The sequence below is a fragment of the Caballeronia sp. RCC_10 genome, from assembly GCF_041360715.1.
Lineage (GTDB): Bacteria > Pseudomonadota > Gammaproteobacteria > Burkholderiales > Burkholderiaceae > Caballeronia > Caballeronia grimmiae.
The window spans coordinates 23,517-40,486 of the sequence record NZ_JBFUPT010000013.1 but is presented as its reverse complement, the minus strand read 5'-3'; the positions used below and the strand labels follow the sequence as shown (position 1 = coordinate 40,486).

The following is a 16,970-nucleotide window of genomic DNA, read 5'->3' as shown; positions in this document are numbered from 1 at the left end:
AAGCTTTAATGCCGCTCGGGCGCGAGTCCGGAAATCAGCGCCCGGCGCGCTCCATCGAAAAGGCGCGCATAGCCTTCCACCCCCATCAACAGCACTTCCTTCAGGCCCCTGAGCGGCGAATCCTTTTCGGTGCGCTCGTCCCATTCGATCCACGCATCCGCACGGCCAAACGTGCATTGCATGAGACGCCGCTCCTCTTCGAGCGTCAGGGAATCGAAGCTCACGCCCAGATGCGCGCCGGCCAGCCGCGTCACGCGCACCGGAAAGTGGAATTGCCGCTCGCCCCGGCTCACGACGACGCCGAGCGAATCGCCTGCATTGAGCGCGAGACTGCCCGGCTCGACGACGAGGCCGAGGCCGCCCGTCGAATAGTCGCTGGTCGTGCACGCGGCCATGCTGCCGTCGTTCATCACGAGCGTCGCGGGCATCGTCATTGCGATGCGATGCGTCGCGCGCACCTGCCTCGCCTCGCGTGCGACGCTCACCGCCGCGCCGAGCATGATGAGGTTGTAGATCGTCCAGAAGACGTTCATCAGGATGGTCGCGGCTTCGTCGCCCGCACCGAACACGAGGCGCACGATGCCGACCGACATCGCCACCGCATTGAGGCCGAGCAGGAACAGATACGGCTTGCTCATCGCCCAGTCGATATACGTCTCGTCGATGCGGCCGCCCTTGTCCGTCACGTTGAACTTGCCGTGCTTCGGGCTGAGGAACGCGATGGTCGTCGGCAGCGCGATATACCACGCGAGCACCGACTCATAGACTTCGGCCCAGAACGAATGCCGGAACTTGCCCTGCATCCGTGAATTCGCGATGTTCGCGATCACGATGTACGGCAGCACGAAGCTCGCGATCGTCGTCGCCGCCGCGTTGATGAAGTACATCTGGAAGAACAGGTACCACATCGGCATCGTCAGGAAGACGAGGCGCGGAATGCCGTAGAAGAAGTGCAGCATCGCGTTGCCGTAGCACAGGCGCTGAAAGAAGTTCAGCCCGCGCCCGAGAAACGGATTGTCGATGCGGAAAATCTGCGCCATGCCGCGCGCCCAGCGCGTGCGCTGCTTGATGTGGCTCGCGAGGCTTTCGGTGGCGAGACCGGCTGCCTGCACGGTCGGCAGATAGGCGGTCGTGTAGCCGCGCCGATGCAGCTTGAGCGCCGTATGCGCGTCCTCGGTCACGGTTTCCACGGCAATGCCGCCCACTTCTTCGAGCGGCCCGCGCTTGATGACCGCGCACGAGCCGCAGAAGAACGTCGCGTTCCACAGGTCGTTGCCCGCCTGCACGAGTCCGTAGAACAGATTGCCTTCGTTCGGCACGCGGCGGAACGTGCCGAGATTGCGCTCGAACGGATCGGGCGAGAAGAAGTGATGCGGCGTCTGCACCATCGCGCATTTGGCGTCGGCGAAGAAGATGCCCATCGTCGTTTGCAGGAACGAGCGCGTCGGGACGTGATCGCAATCGAAAATGGCGATGTACTCGCCCGTCGTCTTCGCGAGCGCCCGGTTGATGTTGCCCGCCTTCGCGTGCTTGTTGTCGTCGCGCGTGATGTAGCCGATGCCCGCCTCGCGCGCCAGCGCCTCGAATTCCGGGCGATGCCCGTCGTCGAGCAGGTACACGCGCAGCTTGTCCGCGGGCCAGTCGATGCCTTGCGCGGCGAAGAGCGTCGGCTTCACCACCGCGAGCGGCTCGTTGTACGCCGGGATATAGATGTCGACGCTCGGCCAGTCCGCAGGATCGTCGGGCAGCTTCGAGACCGTGCGCTCCAGCGGCCATGCGGTCTGCACGAAGCCGAACAGCAGCACGATCCACGTATAGGCTTCGGCCCCGTACAGCGCGTAACCGACGATCGCTTCCGTCGGCGTGCGGAAGTCGAGCGTCTGCGTGGTGCGCCACCAGATATAGCGCGCCGTCACGAGCATCGCGAGCGTCGCGAGCACCAGCACCGGCAGGCGTCCAGGCAGACGGCGGATCACCAGCGAGAAGACCGCGAGCACCGCGAAGAATGCGAACTGCCCGCCCGAGCCGAGCGGCGACGTGCCGACTATCAGCCAGATCAGCGCGCCGAACGCGGTGATTGCGGGCAGCGCCCAGCGCACCTGGCCGATGCGCGTCGCGCCGCCTTCCAGACGCGCGCCGACACGCGCCCACGGCAGGCGGTCGATGCGTGCGTCGACCCTGCGCTTGACCGCGACGATCGCGGCGGCCACCGGCGTCAGCATCCGTTCGACGGCGTCCAGCACGCGCGCCGCGCTTTCGGTCACCGTCCGGCCGCCTTCGCGCGGCGCACGCACGAACGCGCGCAGGAGCCACGCCCACGGATCGCGCACGTCGATCACGCCCCACTCGCGCGCCCACGCGAGCAGGAACGCGCGCAGCAGTTCGCGGGCGACGTCGCGCCGGCCTTCGCGCGGCGGCTTGAAGAAGAGGCGCACGCACCAGTCGAACGGCGAGCGTCGAGCGGGCAAGCCGAGCCCTCGTGCGATCCAGTCGACGGCGCGCTCGCGGCGCGTCTTCACGTCCGTTGCATTCATGCCGCGATACTCGGTTCGATCTCAGGCAGCCACGCATCGACGTGTTGCGCGAGGCCGTGCAGGTCGTGCGAAGCCTGCGTATGGGGCGCTTCGTCGATGACCCATGCGCCCCGCGCGAACGCCTCGGGCAGCGCCGCTTCCATGTGGATGCGCTGCGCCACCGGCAGGCCGCCCGCCGCCGCACGCAGCATCGCGAGGACATCGCGCTGCATTTCGCGCGCCGGATTCAGGCGATTCACGACGACGCGCACATCGCCGCACGCTTCGCGCAACGCGGGCAAATGCGCGACAAACGCCGCGCAGGCGGCGGGATCGGGCGGACACACGCACAGCACGAGATCGGCGGCACGCGCGGCCTGTTGCGCCTGACGCGACGGGTAACGCGGCGTGTCGATCACCACGACGCCGCTTTGCGGCAGCGCGATCTCCGCGATCGCGTTTTCGAGCCATTGCGGATGCGCGGCGAGTTGCGTATCGCAGGCGGCGGCTTCGTCGAGCGTGACTTGACCGTGCGGCACGAACAGCACGCCGTCGTCGTTGCGCCACGTGTGCGCGTGCCACGCGTGCGATGCGCCTGTCAGCGCGTGTGCGATGCCATGCGGCGCGAGGGTGTCCAGTCCGAGCCACGCGCCGAGCATGTTCTGCGGATCGAAGTCGATCGCGACGACATCGCGGCCGCGTCGCGCGAGCAGCACCGCGAGCGTGGCGGCGAGCGTGGTGCGGCCCGCGCCGCCTGTCGTCGAGATCAGGGCGATGGTTTTCATGCTTTGCCCTCGGCGCGGGCGGCATCGGCGTCCGGCAGCAGACGGCCGTTGAGCGCGACAGCTTCGATGCGGCACGGCACGGCGTCACGCGGATCGAAGCGACGCGCGGCAATCAGGCCGCTGCGCGCACTGCGTCGCTGCCACACGATCCACACGGGCACGCCCGCGAGCGCACCCATCACCGCGAAAATCAGCAGAGTGTCCATTCTCAGTTCCTCGATCCGGCGAGCGGCATGCGGGCCGGCACCGCGCGACGCACGCGCGGCATGGCTTCGGCCGCGACGGTCAAATCCGCGCGATGCCCGCGCGCCTCGTGTTCCAGCACCTCGTGCAGCGCGTCCAGTTCGGCACGCACGCGCCGCACGGACTCCGGTTCCGCCGCTGCGGGAGCCGGTGACGCAGGCTGGTCGGCGAGCGTCGGGCCCGCGAACAGATCGCTGTAGTCCGCCGCCGGCGTGCGGCGGTTCGCGGCGTCGAGTGCGTCCAGTTCCGCCGCGATGCCCTCGTTCGACAGATACGTGACCTTCTCCGCGATGCCTTCCACCGGCGCAGTGAAGATGCGCGCGAGCGCGGCGTCGGCATCCGAGCGCCGGCAGCCGAATAGAAAGACGTAGAGATGCGCCGCATCGGCGGTGAAGACGTCGCCGGCGCGGCGCGGACGGCACTGGCCGAGCGCATCGACGTGAGCGAGCGCGGGCGGCAGCGCGAGCTTCGCGAGCACGTGCGGCAGACGCAGCATCGCGCCGCGTGCGAGCGCCGCCTGCGCCTGCGCGCAGAACGCGGCGACGTTCAGGTAGCCGAGCGCGGCATCGGCGAGCGATGCGGCGAGCGCGGTGCGGTAATCCGGCATCAGCGGCCGCGTGTAGAGCTGGCCCTGCACCGATTGCAGCATCGATTCGAGCCGCGAAAACGGCGTGTCGCGGCCAACGACCGCGTTCGCGCCGAGGCTCAGCATCAGCAGTTCGTATTGATGCCGCAGGAATTCGCCCCGCTCCACCACGACGATCTTGAGCGCGCGCCCGCTGCGGCGCCGCAGCGCATGCACCGCTTCGCACAGTTGTTCGAGCTGCGCGCCGTTGTGATGCGCGAGCACGACCGTCGCGGCGCGCGCATCGCGGCAGGCGGCGACGACGGCGTCGCGGTCGTCGTGCAGTTCCCAGTTGCGCGGCACCCACGGCTCGTCGCCGGTCACGGCCCGGCATACGACGACGCGGTCTTCGTCGTGCGCAATCCGCATCGCTGCGCTTTTTGCTTCCGGCGACGCGACGCTCAGCCGGCCCTCGGCGGTGAAGCGCAGCGCGCGCGTATCGCCGGTGACGAGCGCCTTGCCCGCGCGCCAGAAATCGACTTGCCACGACAGTTCCCCGTCCGTGCGCCGCACGCGCGCGACGCCCGCGCAAGCGCCGTTCAGTTCGCGTCCGCTCGACTTGTCGCTGGCTTCGTCGAAATCGGGCGATACATCGGATTCAGGCGCGGCGGCATCGTCGCGGAGCAGGAGAAGCATCGTGATACCGCGCGTCGCGCACCAGTCGGCGAGCAGGCGTGCTTCACGCGCGAGCGCCGCCGGATCGGTCCACGTGAACCAGCGTTGCGCACCTTCGACGATGAAGAGCGCATCGCGGCGCAAGCCGAAGCGTCGCAACGCCCGCAAGCCGCCAAAGAGGCGCGCGAGCGCAGGCGGCGCTTCGCGGTTCGGAGCGGCTTCGTCGCGGGAAACCGGCTCGTCGGGCATCGCCAGCACGTTCAGCCGGCGCGGCCAGCCCGGCGCGGCCGATCCCGAGAAGCCGAGCTCGCGCAGACGCGCGGCGGCCTGAGCGCGTTCCCGCGCCAGCACGACGGTCACGGGGCGTTCGCCCGCCGCCCGCACTGTTTCCCAGATCAGCGCATCGCATTCGGGCGAGCGCGGCGCAAGCTGCACCGCGTACAGCGCACCGTGTTCGAGCGTGGCGAGATCGTCCGGCAGCGCGTCGATGCCGAGGCGGGCGGGCGTATCGGCAGCGCGGGAAAGACGTGCGCGCGCGAACTGAGCGAGCGCCGACAGCACGCCGGGCGCACGCGGCGATGCGGCAGCCGGCTGCACGGCCGCGCTTTTCGATGGGTTCAGGTCAGTGCTCATTCGTTTTCCGCCGCCGGTCAATAACTCGAATACAGCCGCACCGGCGACGGGCTGATGCGGTAATCGTCCTTGCGCGCCGAGAAGGCGAAGCGCGCGTAGATCATGCCGGAGCTGGGCGCGTAGTCATGCGAATGATCGATGCTCACGCGCGCCCCGACGGCCAGTTGCGGATTCAGCCGGTACTCGACGGTCGCGGCAACGCCATACGAGAAGCTCACGCCCTGCGTCGAGCCGCCCGTGAACTTGAGCTGGCTGATATCGACCGGCGAAAGACCCGCCACCGTCGGCAGCCCGTTCGGGAAGTACGGCGAATCCTTCTCGTACGAGTTCGAAACGCCGGCCGTCACGGTGACGTCCCACATGAAGCCGTTGCGCTTGCCCATGAATTCCAGCGGCACGCCGAGCGACAGATACCGCTGCGGGCTGTAATAGCCGCCTTGCCCGAACGTGTAGTAGCGCAGGTTGTTCGTGTAGTGCCACGCGTTGCCGACGAGACCGGTCAGCACGCGCATCGTCGCGCGCTGATACACGGGCACGCTGAAGCCGGTGCGCAGCGTGAATTCCTGGTTGCTCGCGACATTGCGCCCGGTCAGCACGCCGACGCTGATATCCGCGAAGGTTTCGATCTTGCCGATGTCCGCGCCGACATGAAAATCCAAGCCGTCGCGCCGCACCCCGCCCCAGACGGTATGCGTGAGCGGATCGGTGAGTCCCGCGTAGGCGAGTTCGCTGCTCGTCACAGGACGGCGCGACGCCGACACCGAGAAGCTAGCCGGACCCGCGTCGAACCGGTAACGCGCGCCGCCGACAAGGTAATGCACCGGGAAGCCGAGCGGTGTCGAGCCGAGGTCGAAGCGCCACGTGTCCGACACGTAGCCGACGCCGCCGCCAAGCCCATTCGCGTGCTGATGCAGGTCGCCGGAGGTGACGGCGCCCGCCGCATAGCTGCGCAGCGCCGCCGCATCGCTGAAAAAGCCCGCCGTCGTGCCGAACGTGTTGACGGCGAACGGCACCGTCGATCCGCTAAGGCCGCTGATATCGAGCGTCCCCGCGTCCAGATGCACCGCATCGGCATGAACGAAGAAATGGCCGTCGTAGCGATACGGAATCTGCACGTACAACGGCACCTGCTGCGCGTGATACTCGGACACGCCCGCGTCGCCGGACTTGTATGCGGGAATCCAGCCCGTCTCCACTTCCGGGTTGCGGCGCTGACCGAGGTCGTCGAAGGCCGATTGCGCGGGCGTCGGGCGGATCGCGCCGGCGGGCGTGCCGAACGCGGGCGCGATGCCGGCCGCGCGCTCCTGATCCATCGACAGCCGGTAGAGCGACGCCGCATCGGCGTAATCGCCGAGGTCTTCCGCGACGCGTCCCGCCTGCAAGGTCACGTCCGGCCGCGCCGGATACGCGGTGCGCAGCGGTTGCACGATGCCCTGCGCGTCCTGCGGGCGGCGCAGCGCCGACAGACGGCGGGCGGCGGACAGGCGCGTGTCGATATCGTCGGGCGGCGCGGCATCGACCACGCGGCGCACGATCGCGAGCGCGTCCTTGCGTTCGCCGCTGCCGCCGCTGTCGCCCAGCACGCGCGCAAGCGAAAGCTGCGTTTCGGCATCGTCGGGCGATGCGGCCAGCACCGGCGCGAGCGCCGCGCGCGCCGCCGCGTAGTCGCCCTGCACGCGGGCGAGATCCGCCACTTCGAACGCATAGCGTTTGTCGCGGCGGCCAGCGTCGCTCACGGTGGCGAGCAGCGCGCGGGCGCGCGGATAGTCAGTCGCGGCGATGGCGCCGTCGGCCTGGCGCAGCACCATCCGCAGCGACTGATCTTCGAGCCGTTCCGATTGGCGCGGCGTCAGCGTAGCCGCGCCGCGCACTTGCGCGAGGACATCGGCGAGTTCCGTTTCGCGCCTCGCCGCGCCGAGCAGATCGCCGTAGCGCAGGCGCACATCGGCGTCGGTCTCCTCGGGATGCGCCTTCATCCAGTCGCGCAGCAGCGCGAGACCGCGCGCCGTCTCGCCGTGATCGATATACAGCGAGCCGATCGACGCGAGCATGTTCGCATCACCGGACGCCGCCGACTGCGCGCGATCGAGCGATGCCTGCGCCGTAGCCGCATCGTTGCGCGCCCAGGCGGCGCGGGCATCGATCAACGCCTGCTGGGCATCGAGATTGCGGGCGAGCGCGCGCATTGCGTCGGTGCGTTCGGTGTCCGGCACGGATGCGAGCGCCGCGCGTGCGCCGGCGAGATCGTCCGTCGAATTGCGATACAGCGCGCTTGCGTAACGCATCGGCGTGGTCGGCGTGCGCGCGAGGCCATCGTCCATGACGGCGCGGCCCAGTTGCGGCAAGCCCAGGTTCTGATAGATGCGTGCGAGCGCGAAGCGCGTCCACGGCTGATCCGGCGCGACGCGCAACGACGCTTCATACTGCTGCGCCGCCGGACCGTTCAGGCCGCGCTCGGCGAGTTGTTGCGCGTTGGCCGCGATGAGGTCCGCGCGCATCGCGACGAGGCTCTGGCGATCACCGGCATCGGCGAAACGGCTTTGCAGGGCTTCGATGAGCGGCGCGACCTGATCGCCGCGGCCCGTGCTTTCGAGCAGCGTGCGCGTGCTGCGCAGCGCAGGAAGGCTCGGCGCGGGGCCGTCGAGTTGCGCGCGCAGCATCGGTTCGGCGGCGCGCCAGTTGCCTTGCGCGAGCAGCGCATCGGCGAGCATGAGTTGGGCGTCGGCATTGCCGGGCTGCATCGCGAGGGCTTCGCGGGCGTAGCGTTCGGCATCGGCCGGCTTGCCCGCGCTCGCGGCGTCGCGGGCGTGTGCGAGCGTGCCCCAGAACTGCGCGGTGCGCGCGAGACTCTGCCATTTCGCGCGGTTGTCGGGCGCGAGCGCGGCCGCGCGTTCGAACAACGCGCGTGCTTCGTCGCGCTGGCCCGCGCGCATGCGCACGAGACCGAGACCGCCGACGGCTTCGGCATCGCTCGGGCGGGCGGCGGCGGCGCGCGCAAGCAAGGGCTCGGCCGCAGCGACATCGCCGCGCGTCAGCGCCGCGAGGCCGCGTTGTTGCGCGATGTAATCCGGATCGCGTTCCAGCTTCTTCTGCGCCTCGATGCGCGCGTCGAGCAGATCGGCGCGGTCCTTGAATTCGGCATCGTCGGGAACGAGCGCGAGATACGCGCGCAGCGCCGGCAGATACGCGGTGTCCGCGCCCGCCGATTGCAGCACGTGACGCCATACGTCGAGCGCCGTGTTGCGGTCGGCGTCGGTGTGCGTCGCCAGCTTCCACGCGATGCGGTTCGCCTCGGCGCGCGTCGCGTCGCTGGTGCCCAGCAGCCGCGCGAGCGTCAGCGCGGCGTCGACGTCATCGGGATCGGCGGCGACCCGGCGATGCAGCGCATCGAGCGCCTCGTTCCGGCGCGCGGGCGTCGCGGCCATCATCTGATAGTACTCGGCGCCCAGCGCCCCGGACGGCGCGCCGTTCGGAAACAGCGCGCTCAGACGGCGCGCGGCTTCTTCCGTCTGGCCGCTGCGCGACAGCAGCCGGATGGTCGCCATCTCCTGGCGTCCGCTCACCGCGACGCGGTATTCATCGTCGACTTGCCGCGTGAGGACAGTGCCGGGCGCGGCGGCTTTCAGGCGCGCGATCGTCGCCTGCGCTTTCTGCGCCTGGCCGAGCCGCAGCTGAATGCGCACGAGTTCCGCGAGCAGACGCGGCTCGTTTGGCGCGATCAGCAACGCCTTTTCGATGGCCTGCAACGCGAGATCGTCGCGATGCCGGTTCGCCCACGCGCGCGCGGTGCCGTAGAGGCGTTCGGCCATCGGGGGCAGCGCGGGCGCATCGGCTTGCGTCTTGGCATTGCGCCCGGCCTCGGGAATCGCGGCGTGCGCGGTCAGCGCCGGCAGTTGCGCCGCGCATACAGCGCTCGCCGATATCAGCGCGGCGCGCAACCGGCCCGGTTTCGTGCGAAGCGCGCGCATCAGCGGATGCCTCCGCATTGCGATGCCGCCGTCTGCAACGCGCCGTCCGCCGCGAAGCGGTAACGTCCCTCGCGCCAGCCGAGGCCGAACAGCGTCAGCACGCTCGTGTAATAGCCGGGCGCGGTTTCGGCTTGCGCGCGGGCGGCCTGAGCGTCCGCGAGACGCGTTTCGCCCAGCGACGTGAGGAACGGCACGGCGGCGGCGGAGAAGCCCGCGTTGCCGTCGTTCGGACCCGCGCGGCCGGTGCGCGTATCGACGCGCTCGGGCGGCGCACCGCGCTCGCCGATGTAGGCTGAGAACGGCGCGAAGCGTTGCAGGAGACCGGGGCGCGCATCGTCGGACGAGGCCAGCAAGCCCGCCCACAGATAGACGCGGATCGCGTTGTAGGCGCTTTCGGCCTGGGTATCGCCGTCCGGCTCGAAACCGTGATTGGCCCGATACAGCGCCCAGTCGGGCGAGAATCCGCGCGGCGCGGAATCGATCAGCATGCGCGCCGACGAAGCGGCGAGGCGCGGCCAGCGCGCGTCGTCCGGCAGCCGTGCGCCGATGCCGCGAATGACCTGCAGCGGCGCGTAGCTGGGATTCACGCGCCACACATCGGCTGACGGATGAAACCCTGCCGGGCCGGGCAAGAGCGTGAGGCCGAGGCCGGGTACCATCGCGCTTTCCTCGTCCAGTACGCGCCGCGCGAGTGCTGCGCCGCGCGCCGTATAGCTGCGCTCGCCCCACGCGCGGCCCGCTTCGAGCAGCGCGTAGGCGATCCACAGATCGGCGTCCGAGGCGGCGTTGGTATCCAGCACGCGCAACGCGCCCGACGCGTCGCGGCCCCACAGCCACGCGGGCAGCCGCGCGGTGAGGTCGCCGGCGGCGAGCTTGTCTTCGGTCCAGTGGAGGATCGTGTCGAAGGTCGCGCGGTCGTCGGCGACGAGCGCGAAGAAAAGCGCGTACGACTGCCCTTCCGACACCGTGCGTTCGTCGGCCGAGCCGACGTCGATCACGCGGCCGTCCTGCGAGACGAAGCGGCGCTTGAACGCATCCCAGCGCGGCCACGACGGCTGGCAGACGAGCGGCGCGCTTGCGCCCTCGCCTTGCGCGGCGAGTTCACCCGCGCTTGCGCTTGCATTCGCGGCGAGAGCCACGCCGAGCGCCGCCATCGCGATCACGCCGGCCAGCCGGCGAAGAACGGAAGTCATCGCTCAAAGCCCCTTGCGGCGCGAGGCCAGTTCCTGAAGCGCGGCGAATGCGGCGACGGCGAGCAGCAGGCCCGAGAGCGCGCCGAACAGACCGAGCAGCACGGGATGCGCCACCGCGTGGCTCCACAGCTTCGCGTACCACGGCACATAGCCGACGACATAGCTTTCGCCGACGCGCATGCTGTCGACGCCGCCGCGCCGCACGAGCGACACGTCGCCCTGCACTTGCGTGATGCGCTCGGACCGCTCGAGCACGTCGAGCAGGTCGCCGAGACGGCCGTGGTCGGTCGCGGCCAGCGCGATCACGCTGCGCCCTTTAGCGCCCGGCGACTGGAAGCCCATCAGCGCGGCGAGCGGTCCGCTTTGATCGAGCGATGCGCCGCCGTGCGTGACACGCTTGCCGTCGCGCCACTGCTCCTGAATTGAGAACGCCGCCCGCGCGAGCCCGTCCTTCTGCGCGGCCGGATTGCCGATGCTGAGCGGCAGCGCATCGCGCCAGCGTGCGAACACCGGCGACGAAGGCGCACCGCCGATCACGAGCAGATCCTTCTGCGCGAGCCCGGGCATGTCGCCGGGATGGGCGATCGTCACGCGCAGGCTCGGAAAGCCGGTCCACTGGCCCATGTGACCGAGCATCGTCAGCATCGCTTCGAGTTCGCTCGGAGCGGGACGGTCGGGAATCACGATGGCCGTTTGCGAGAGATCGGCGTATCGCGTGAATGGGAAGCCGCTGTTGGCGAAGTACGCGAGATTCGGCATCTGCGCGTAGTGCACGAAGCCGGAGAAGTCGATGGTCGAATCCGGATCGACGGCTGCACGCGCCGGATTGGTCGGCACGCCCGCGCACAGGCCGGTCTTCTGCGAATCGAGGTTGAAGCGCAACTGCAACTGGTTCGAGCTGCCGACGCGGAACGCGGGAATGTCGAGCGCGTTGGCCGCGCCGCTGTTCGCGCCGGACAGCAGCGGCAACTGGATGCGGCCCTCGCTGTCGTCGGCTTTGGCGACGGGCAGGCGGAACGACTTCACGAGCTGGTCGTTGATATCGACGGCGAGCGCGGAGTTGTTCTGCACGGTCGGCGCGGTATAGCGGTACTTCAGATTCAGCGGCACGCCTGCGGAGTTCCAAGAGAACAGATCGGCGGGCACGCGCAGATTGAGGCGGATCGCGTCGGGCGCGCTTCCCGACACCTGCAGCTGCGACGTGTCGCTGACGAGTTCCTTGAAGCTCACCGGGCGGTTCGTCGGCATCCAGCGCGGCGCGTCGTAGGGCTCGCGCGGCTTGCCAATGTCCACGCGCTCGACCTTCGCGGACGCACCCGACATGGCCGTGCGGCCAAGCACGAGCGCATAGACCGCCTGATCGACTTCCGCTGCGTTGCGGCCGGTCACGATCAGCAGCTTGCGATCGGCGGACGCGGGGTTATCGGCGACGAGAATCGTCGGCCCGTCGATGCGCGGCAGGTCGAGGCCAGCCGGCAAGCGGTCGCGCGTACCGATGACGACCGCGTGCTCGTTCGCGGGCAACGCGCCGAGCGCCGGGAATCGCGCCTGCCGGTAATCGGCGAGGGAGCCGAACCAGGATGCCAGCACGCCCGCGCTTTTGAGCGTCGCGGTGTCGGGCGATGCGGGCAGCACGAACGGGAGCGTGAGGCGGTTGACGTCGCGGGCATCGAAGAACGGCGCGGGCAACAGGGCGAGATCGTTCGGCAGCTTGATCGGCGCGGTATCGAGGATGAACTCGCTCGCCGGGCTGACATCGGCCCACAGCGCGGTGTTCGCGGGATCTTCGCAATGATCGAGCGTGTAATGGCCGATGAAGCGCAGCCCGAACTGGTTGTAATCGGTGAAGAGGCGCGGATCGAGCGGGATGTCCTGCGTGACGACCGAGCCGGCGTGCTCCTTGTCGAACGGCACGGTGGCGATGACTTCGTTGTTGATCGACACCTTCACGTGCGACAGCGGGAAAAGCAGCGCGGGCGAATACGTATAGCGAAGACGCAAGCGCGCGCCGGTGACGACGCGGTCGAGCCGCACGCCGAGCGCCACCGAACGCGCGTCTTCGAGGCCGCGCAGCTGCAGCGGCTGCCACGCGCCGAGCGCGGAGAACGGGACGTGGATGGTCGCGGCGTTGGCGTTGGCGTTGGCGTTGGCGTTGGCGTTGGCGTTGGCGTTGGCGTTGGCGTTGGCGCTGGCGCTGGCGTTGGCGTTGGCGCTGGCGTTTCCGTTACCGGCGACGGCGGCGACACTGGCGCTGGCCGGCGCTTCGGGCGATGCGGGAACGGCGGCGGGCAGCGCGGCGGCATCGAGCGCGCGGACGGCCATTGCCAGCGACAGGCAGAAGCGTACGGCGAATTTCATCGGCAGATCGGGAAGGAGTCGTGAGCGCGCGCCGCGCGGCGGATGTGTGGCATCGTGGCGACGGTTGCCGGCGAGCGGCTGGCTGGCCGGCGCGGCTGGCTGGGCGGCGCTGGCGCTCCGGGATGAATTTCCCCGCCCGTGCTGCCGAAGAGCGGGCGGAACAAACGCATAATGTCGGACAGTTCGGTTCAACTCGGGCATCCTTCAAACAAATAACCGCCACGTCGCGTCATGGTCCGGCCAACTCCAACTTCCAAGTCACCGTCTTCCGCCACCGGGAGCGCCATCGTCAAACGGCGCGGTCTGCTGCGCGGCCTCTTTGCGCTGCGTCACTCGTGGGACGGCATCGCCGTCACCTGGCGCGAGGAAAGCGCGTTCCGTCAGGAAGCCTGCGCGGCCATCGTGCTGCTGCCGATCGCCTTCTTCGTCCCGGTAAGCACGGTCGAGCGCGTGCTGCTCGCGGCGTCGGTGCTGCTGGTGCTGCTCGTCGAGCTGATCAATTCGAGCATCGAGGCGACGATCGACCGCATCTCGCTGGAACGGCACGAACTCTCCGGGCGGGCGAAGGATTGCGGCAGCGCGGCGGTCACCGTGTCGATCGTGATCAGCGCGATGACCTGGGGCATGATCTGCGGCCCGCATGTGTGGCGATGGCTGAGCACGCATCTGTGACGCGCGCGTGTCGACGTGACTGATCTGTATGTCGGCGGGGGATGGGGAAACTTGAGGAGGCGTGGCGTGGCGTGGGGGATCGTAGTGCTGCACGGCGCGGCCGGGAGTGATGGCGGCGTTCAGAATGCGGCGAAGGAGGCTGACTCTTGGTCGGCGATGCGGCAAGGAAACGCGATTTGCTCAAGTAGCGCTTGGCTTGTTAAGCCCCGGGAGGACGGCATCCTGATGACTGTTCGGGGGCGACGGCGCAGCGGGGTATCGGCAAGATGCGGGCGTGTTATGGCCGTTTCCGGGCCCTAAACCGCCCTTCGATCGTTGGGCGGTAGTACGGCAAAGTCCCCCGTCGCAGCAGCTTGCCTCAAAGTCTCATTTCGACTATATTCGAAATATGGAAGATAAAGACGTCGTTCGCGCCCTTGCGGCGCTCGCGCACGAACTACGCTTGCGCGTATTCCGGATGCTGGTCGTCGCTGGGCCGACCGGTTTGACGCCGGGCGCCATCGCGGAACAACTCGACGTTCCTAACGCGACGCTCTCCTTTCACCTGAAGGAACTGATGCACGCGGGGCTCGTCACGCAGGAGCGCGACGGGCGCAGCCTGATTTATCGGGCCGACTATGAACGGATGAGCGGAGTGCTTGGCTTTCTGACCGAAGAGTGCTGCCAGGGGCAGCCTTGCCTTGACATCGCACGGAGCTATGCAAAATGCTGACGTAGACCTCCATGAAGCGGTTGTACGACCTCGCCGCCAGTGTCGCGTTCTATCTCAATCTGTTCGCCGCCAACGATGCGGCCGAACTTGCGTAGAGAGCTGAGGCCGCGGACATAGCGCTGCTCGGTGAAGGCGCATTTACCTCTTGCCATGCGCGCAGCGACGAGCACTGGATAGTCGCTCCCCAGGTATTTGGTCGAGCGCGATTCCATACACTGGATGGCGCTCCGGCACAGGACGAGAGAAAGCGGAGGTCGCCGTCCGCAGGAGCAACGTCCTGCTACCCTCCGCGCGGAAAACTCTGTGGTGTCCCTGCTGAATTCGCCGGTTCGGCCTGTCGTACCACGCTGCCAGCAGTGAACACCATGACCATGAATGTACGCATTCCCTGCATGCACAGGTTCGCGCGCACTGTGCTTCCCAAGGGCAAGCCGGGCGTTCAGGGGCCAAACTTTTTGCATCGAATCTTTCCATGAACATCCCCCACGTTGCCGCTCCGGGGCAGCCGGCCGCGAAACCGGCCATCAGCTTCTTCGAGCGTTACCTGACCGTCTGGGTTGCGCTGTGCATCGTCGCCGGCATTCTGCTGGGCCGGGTCCTGCCTGGTGTGTTCCATGCGATCGGTCGAATGGAAGTTGCGCACGTCAATTTGCCGGTCGGCCTGCTGATCTGGGTGATGATCATCCCGATGCTCGTCAAGGTCGATTTCGGCTCGTTGCACGAGGTGCGCCAGCACGTCAAGGGGATCGGCGTCACGCTCGTCGTGAACTGGCTGATCAAGCCATTCTCGATGGCACTGCTCGCTTGGCTTTTCGTCAAGCACCTGTTTGCGCCGATGCTGCCTGCCGAGCAACTCGACAGCTACGTCGCGGGACTGATCCTGCTTGCCGCCGCGCCGTGCACAGCGATGGTCTTCGTCTGGAGCCGGCTGACCGGTGGCGATCCGCTGTTCACGCTGTCTCAGGTCGCGCTGAACGACAGCATCATGGTGGTCGCCTTTGCGCCGCTCGTCGGCCTGCTGCTCGGCATTTCCGCGATCACGGTGCCGTGGGCGACACTCTTTACCTCAGTCGTGCTGTACATCGTGACGCCGGTCATCCTCGCGCAGATCCTGCGCAAGGCGCTGCTCGCCAATGGGCAAGCGGCGTTCGACTCGGCGATAGGAAGGATCGCGCCATGGTCCATCACCGCGTTGCTGGCGACTCTGGTGCTGCTCTTCGCCTTCCAGGGCGAGGCCATCCTGAAGCAGCCGCTCGTCATAGTGCTGCTGGCTGTACCGATTCTGCTCCAGGTGTTTCTCAACTCGGCCCTCGCGTACGGGCTCAATCGCGCTGTTGGTGAAAAGCACAGCATTGCGTGTCCGTCCGCGCTGATCGGCGCATCGAACTTCTTCGAACTCGCTGTCGCGACGGCAATTGGCCTGTTCGGATTCAACTCAGGGGCCGCGCTCGCGACGGTCGTGGGCGTGCTCATCGAGGTGCCGGTGATGCTGCTGGTCGTGCGCATCGTCAACCGTTCGAAGGACTGGTACGAGCGCGCCTGAGGAATACGGAAACACTCACAGAGGGAAAACGTGTCCGATCTCACCAATGATCTCCCGCAGGTCGATGCAGCGCTGTTTCGGGTGCCCGACATCAATCGTCTGAAGCCTGTCGAAGCCTCGCGCCATTCTCCGCGCTTCCTGCTGCTCTACGGTTCGCTGCGCGAGCGTTCGTTCAGCCGTCTGCTGAGCGAAGAAGCCGCGCGCTTACTCACGGCGATGGGCGCCGAAGTGCGCACATTCAATCCGAGTGGCTTGCCGTTGCCGGACGACGCGCCGGAGAGCCATCCCAAGGTGGCCGAACTGCGTGAGCTGGTACTGTGGTCGGAAGGGATGGTGTGGTGCTCGCCCGAACGGCACGGCGCAATGACCGGCATCATGAAGGCGCAGATCGACTGGATTCCTCTTTCGGTCGGGGCGTTGCGGCCGACCCAGGGCAAGACGCTCGCCGTGATGCAGGTCAGCGGCGGCTCGCAGTCGTTCAACGCCGTCAACCAGATGCGCGTGCTTGGACGATGGATGCGCATGCTGACCATTCCCAACCAGTCGTCGGTGGCCAAGGCGTTCATGGAGTTCGACGAAGCCGGCCGCATGAAAGCTTCAGCGTATTTCGACCGCGTCGTGGACGTGATGGAAGAACTGGTCAAATTCACGCTGCTGACACGCGACATTGGTCCCTACCTCGTAGACCGGTACAGCGAACGCAAAGAAAGCGCCGAGGCGTTGATGAAGCGGCTAAATCAATCGGCCATCTGACTGCAGCGTGTTCGTGTTTGCCTTCACGTTCAGCGTCATTCCGTGATTCACGGCTCGCCTGTGTGCCGCGTGTGCGGCCCTCGAAGCTCGCTCGCCAAGCAGCATCATCATCTTCGACGAGCGGTAGCATCGGACCTCGCCGCGATAGAGGCATGAGCCAAGACGCAAACCCGCGCACGTTCGTTTTATGGACGAATGTCCAGACCTGAAGCGTTCAACGCATCGCCCCAAGACCTGCTATAACAAGGTGACGCGCTTGCACGCCGTTGCTCGCGCGGACATCGACCGTCCCGCACAGCCGACACGCCGAACCTGTGGCGCTCGTGCGCGCGCTTTGCTCTTTAATATCCCACAGAC

The 16,970-nt window shown here is 67.8% G+C and carries 11 protein-coding genes; 4 read left to right on the top strand and 7 right to left on the bottom strand.

The window, feature by feature from the left end:
* Nucleotides 1-5 precede the first annotated feature (5 nt).
* From bcsA to bcsB, 7 genes are read right to left on the bottom strand one after another with little or no spacing between them, the layout of a single operon-like run.
* A complete protein-coding gene (gene bcsA / locus AB6804_RS21415) occupies nucleotides 6-2,534 on the bottom strand; it encodes a UDP-forming cellulose synthase catalytic subunit (protein ID WP_370888162.1) in 2,529 nt (842 codons plus the stop codon).
* On the bottom strand, nucleotides 2,531-3,298 hold the full coding sequence (gene bcsQ, locus AB6804_RS21410) for a cellulose biosynthesis protein BcsQ (protein WP_370888161.1): 768 nt from the start codon (nucleotides 3,296-3,298) through the stop codon (nucleotides 2,531-2,533). The genes bcsA and bcsQ overlap by 4 nt, the downstream gene beginning before the upstream one ends.
* A complete protein-coding gene (locus tag AB6804_RS21405; RefSeq protein ID WP_370888160.1) occupies nucleotides 3,295-3,504 on the bottom strand; it encodes a hypothetical protein in 210 nt (69 codons plus the stop codon). Before AB6804_RS21405 ends, bcsQ begins: the two co-directional genes overlap by 4 nt.
* A 2-nt stretch (nucleotides 3,505-3,506) precedes the next feature.
* On the bottom strand, nucleotides 3,507-5,414 hold the full coding sequence (gene bcsE / locus AB6804_RS21400) for a cellulose biosynthesis protein BcsE (RefSeq protein ID WP_370888159.1): 1,908 nt from the start codon (nucleotides 5,412-5,414) through the stop codon (nucleotides 3,507-3,509).
* A 17-nt stretch (nucleotides 5,415-5,431) separates the two neighbouring features.
* Complete coding sequence (locus AB6804_RS21395; protein ID WP_370888273.1) at nucleotides 5,432-9,385, bottom strand: cellulose synthase subunit BcsC-related outer membrane protein; 3,954 nt, start codon at nucleotides 9,383-9,385, stop codon at nucleotides 5,432-5,434.
* The gene (gene bcsZ / locus AB6804_RS21390) at nucleotides 9,382-10,575 is read right to left on the bottom strand and encodes a cellulose synthase complex periplasmic endoglucanase BcsZ (protein ID WP_370888158.1); all 1,194 of its coding nucleotides are present in this window, start codon (nucleotides 10,573-10,575) and stop codon (nucleotides 9,382-9,384) included. Before bcsZ ends, AB6804_RS21395 begins: the two co-directional genes overlap by 4 nt.
* Before the next feature lie 3 nt (nucleotides 10,576-10,578).
* Nucleotides 10,579-12,933: a cellulose biosynthesis cyclic di-GMP-binding regulatory protein BcsB gene (bcsB, locus tag AB6804_RS21385; protein ID WP_370888157.1), complete on the bottom strand. Its 2,355-nt coding sequence runs from the start codon at nucleotides 12,931-12,933 to the stop codon at nucleotides 10,579-10,581.
* 231 nt (nucleotides 12,934-13,164) lie between these two features.
* Here bcsB and AB6804_RS21380 point away from each other — a divergent pair, with 231 nt between their 5' ends.
* The 4 genes from AB6804_RS21380 (at nucleotide 13,165) to arsH (ending at nucleotide 16,613) form a co-directional block, all read left to right on the top strand.
* A complete protein-coding gene (locus tag AB6804_RS21380; RefSeq protein WP_370888156.1) occupies nucleotides 13,165-13,605 on the top strand; it encodes a diacylglycerol kinase in 441 nt (146 codons plus the stop codon).
* A 388-nt stretch (nucleotides 13,606-13,993) separates the two neighbouring features.
* Complete coding sequence (locus tag AB6804_RS21375) at nucleotides 13,994-14,317, top strand: ArsR/SmtB family transcription factor (RefSeq protein WP_370888272.1); 324 nt, start codon at nucleotides 13,994-13,996, stop codon at nucleotides 14,315-14,317.
* 472 nt (nucleotides 14,318-14,789) lie between these two features.
* The gene (arsB, locus tag AB6804_RS21370; protein ID WP_370888155.1) at nucleotides 14,790-15,860 is read left to right on the top strand and encodes an ACR3 family arsenite efflux transporter; all 1,071 of its coding nucleotides are present in this window, start codon (nucleotides 14,790-14,792) and stop codon (nucleotides 15,858-15,860) included.
* 30 nt (nucleotides 15,861-15,890) lie between these two features.
* A complete protein-coding gene (gene arsH, locus AB6804_RS21365) occupies nucleotides 15,891-16,613 on the top strand; it encodes an arsenical resistance protein ArsH (protein ID WP_370888154.1) in 723 nt (240 codons plus the stop codon).
* Nucleotides 16,614-16,970: the final 357 nt, after the last annotated feature.

What these genes read in the sequence shown, in the direction of transcription:
- bcsA (WP_370888162.1), bottom strand. Translation starts at nt 2,534, where the DNA reads ATGAATGCAACGGACGTGAAGACGCGCCGCGAGCGCGCCGTCGACTGG.
- bcsQ (WP_370888161.1), bottom strand. Translation starts at nt 3,298, where the DNA reads ATGAAAACCATCGCCCTGATCTCGACGACAGGCGGCGCGGGCCGCACC.
- AB6804_RS21405 (WP_370888160.1), bottom strand. Translation starts at nt 3,504, where the DNA reads ATGGACACTCTGCTGATTTTCGCGGTGATGGGTGCGCTCGCGGGCGTG.
- bcsE (WP_370888159.1), bottom strand. Translation starts at nt 5,414, where the DNA reads ATGAGCACTGACCTGAACCCATCGAAAAGCGCGGCCGTGCAGCCGGCT.
- bcsZ (WP_370888158.1), bottom strand. Translation starts at nt 10,575, where the DNA reads ATGACTTCCGTTCTTCGCCGGCTGGCCGGCGTGATCGCGATGGCGGCG.
- bcsB (WP_370888157.1), bottom strand. Translation starts at nt 12,933, where the DNA reads ATGAAATTCGCCGTACGCTTCTGCCTGTCGCTGGCAATGGCCGTCCGC.
- AB6804_RS21380 (WP_370888156.1), top strand. Translation starts at nt 13,165, where the DNA reads ATGGTCCGGCCAACTCCAACTTCCAAGTCACCGTCTTCCGCCACCGGG.
- AB6804_RS21375 (WP_370888272.1), top strand. Translation starts at nt 13,994, where the DNA reads ATGGAAGATAAAGACGTCGTTCGCGCCCTTGCGGCGCTCGCGCACGAA.
- arsB (WP_370888155.1), top strand. Translation starts at nt 14,790, where the DNA reads ATGAACATCCCCCACGTTGCCGCTCCGGGGCAGCCGGCCGCGAAACCG.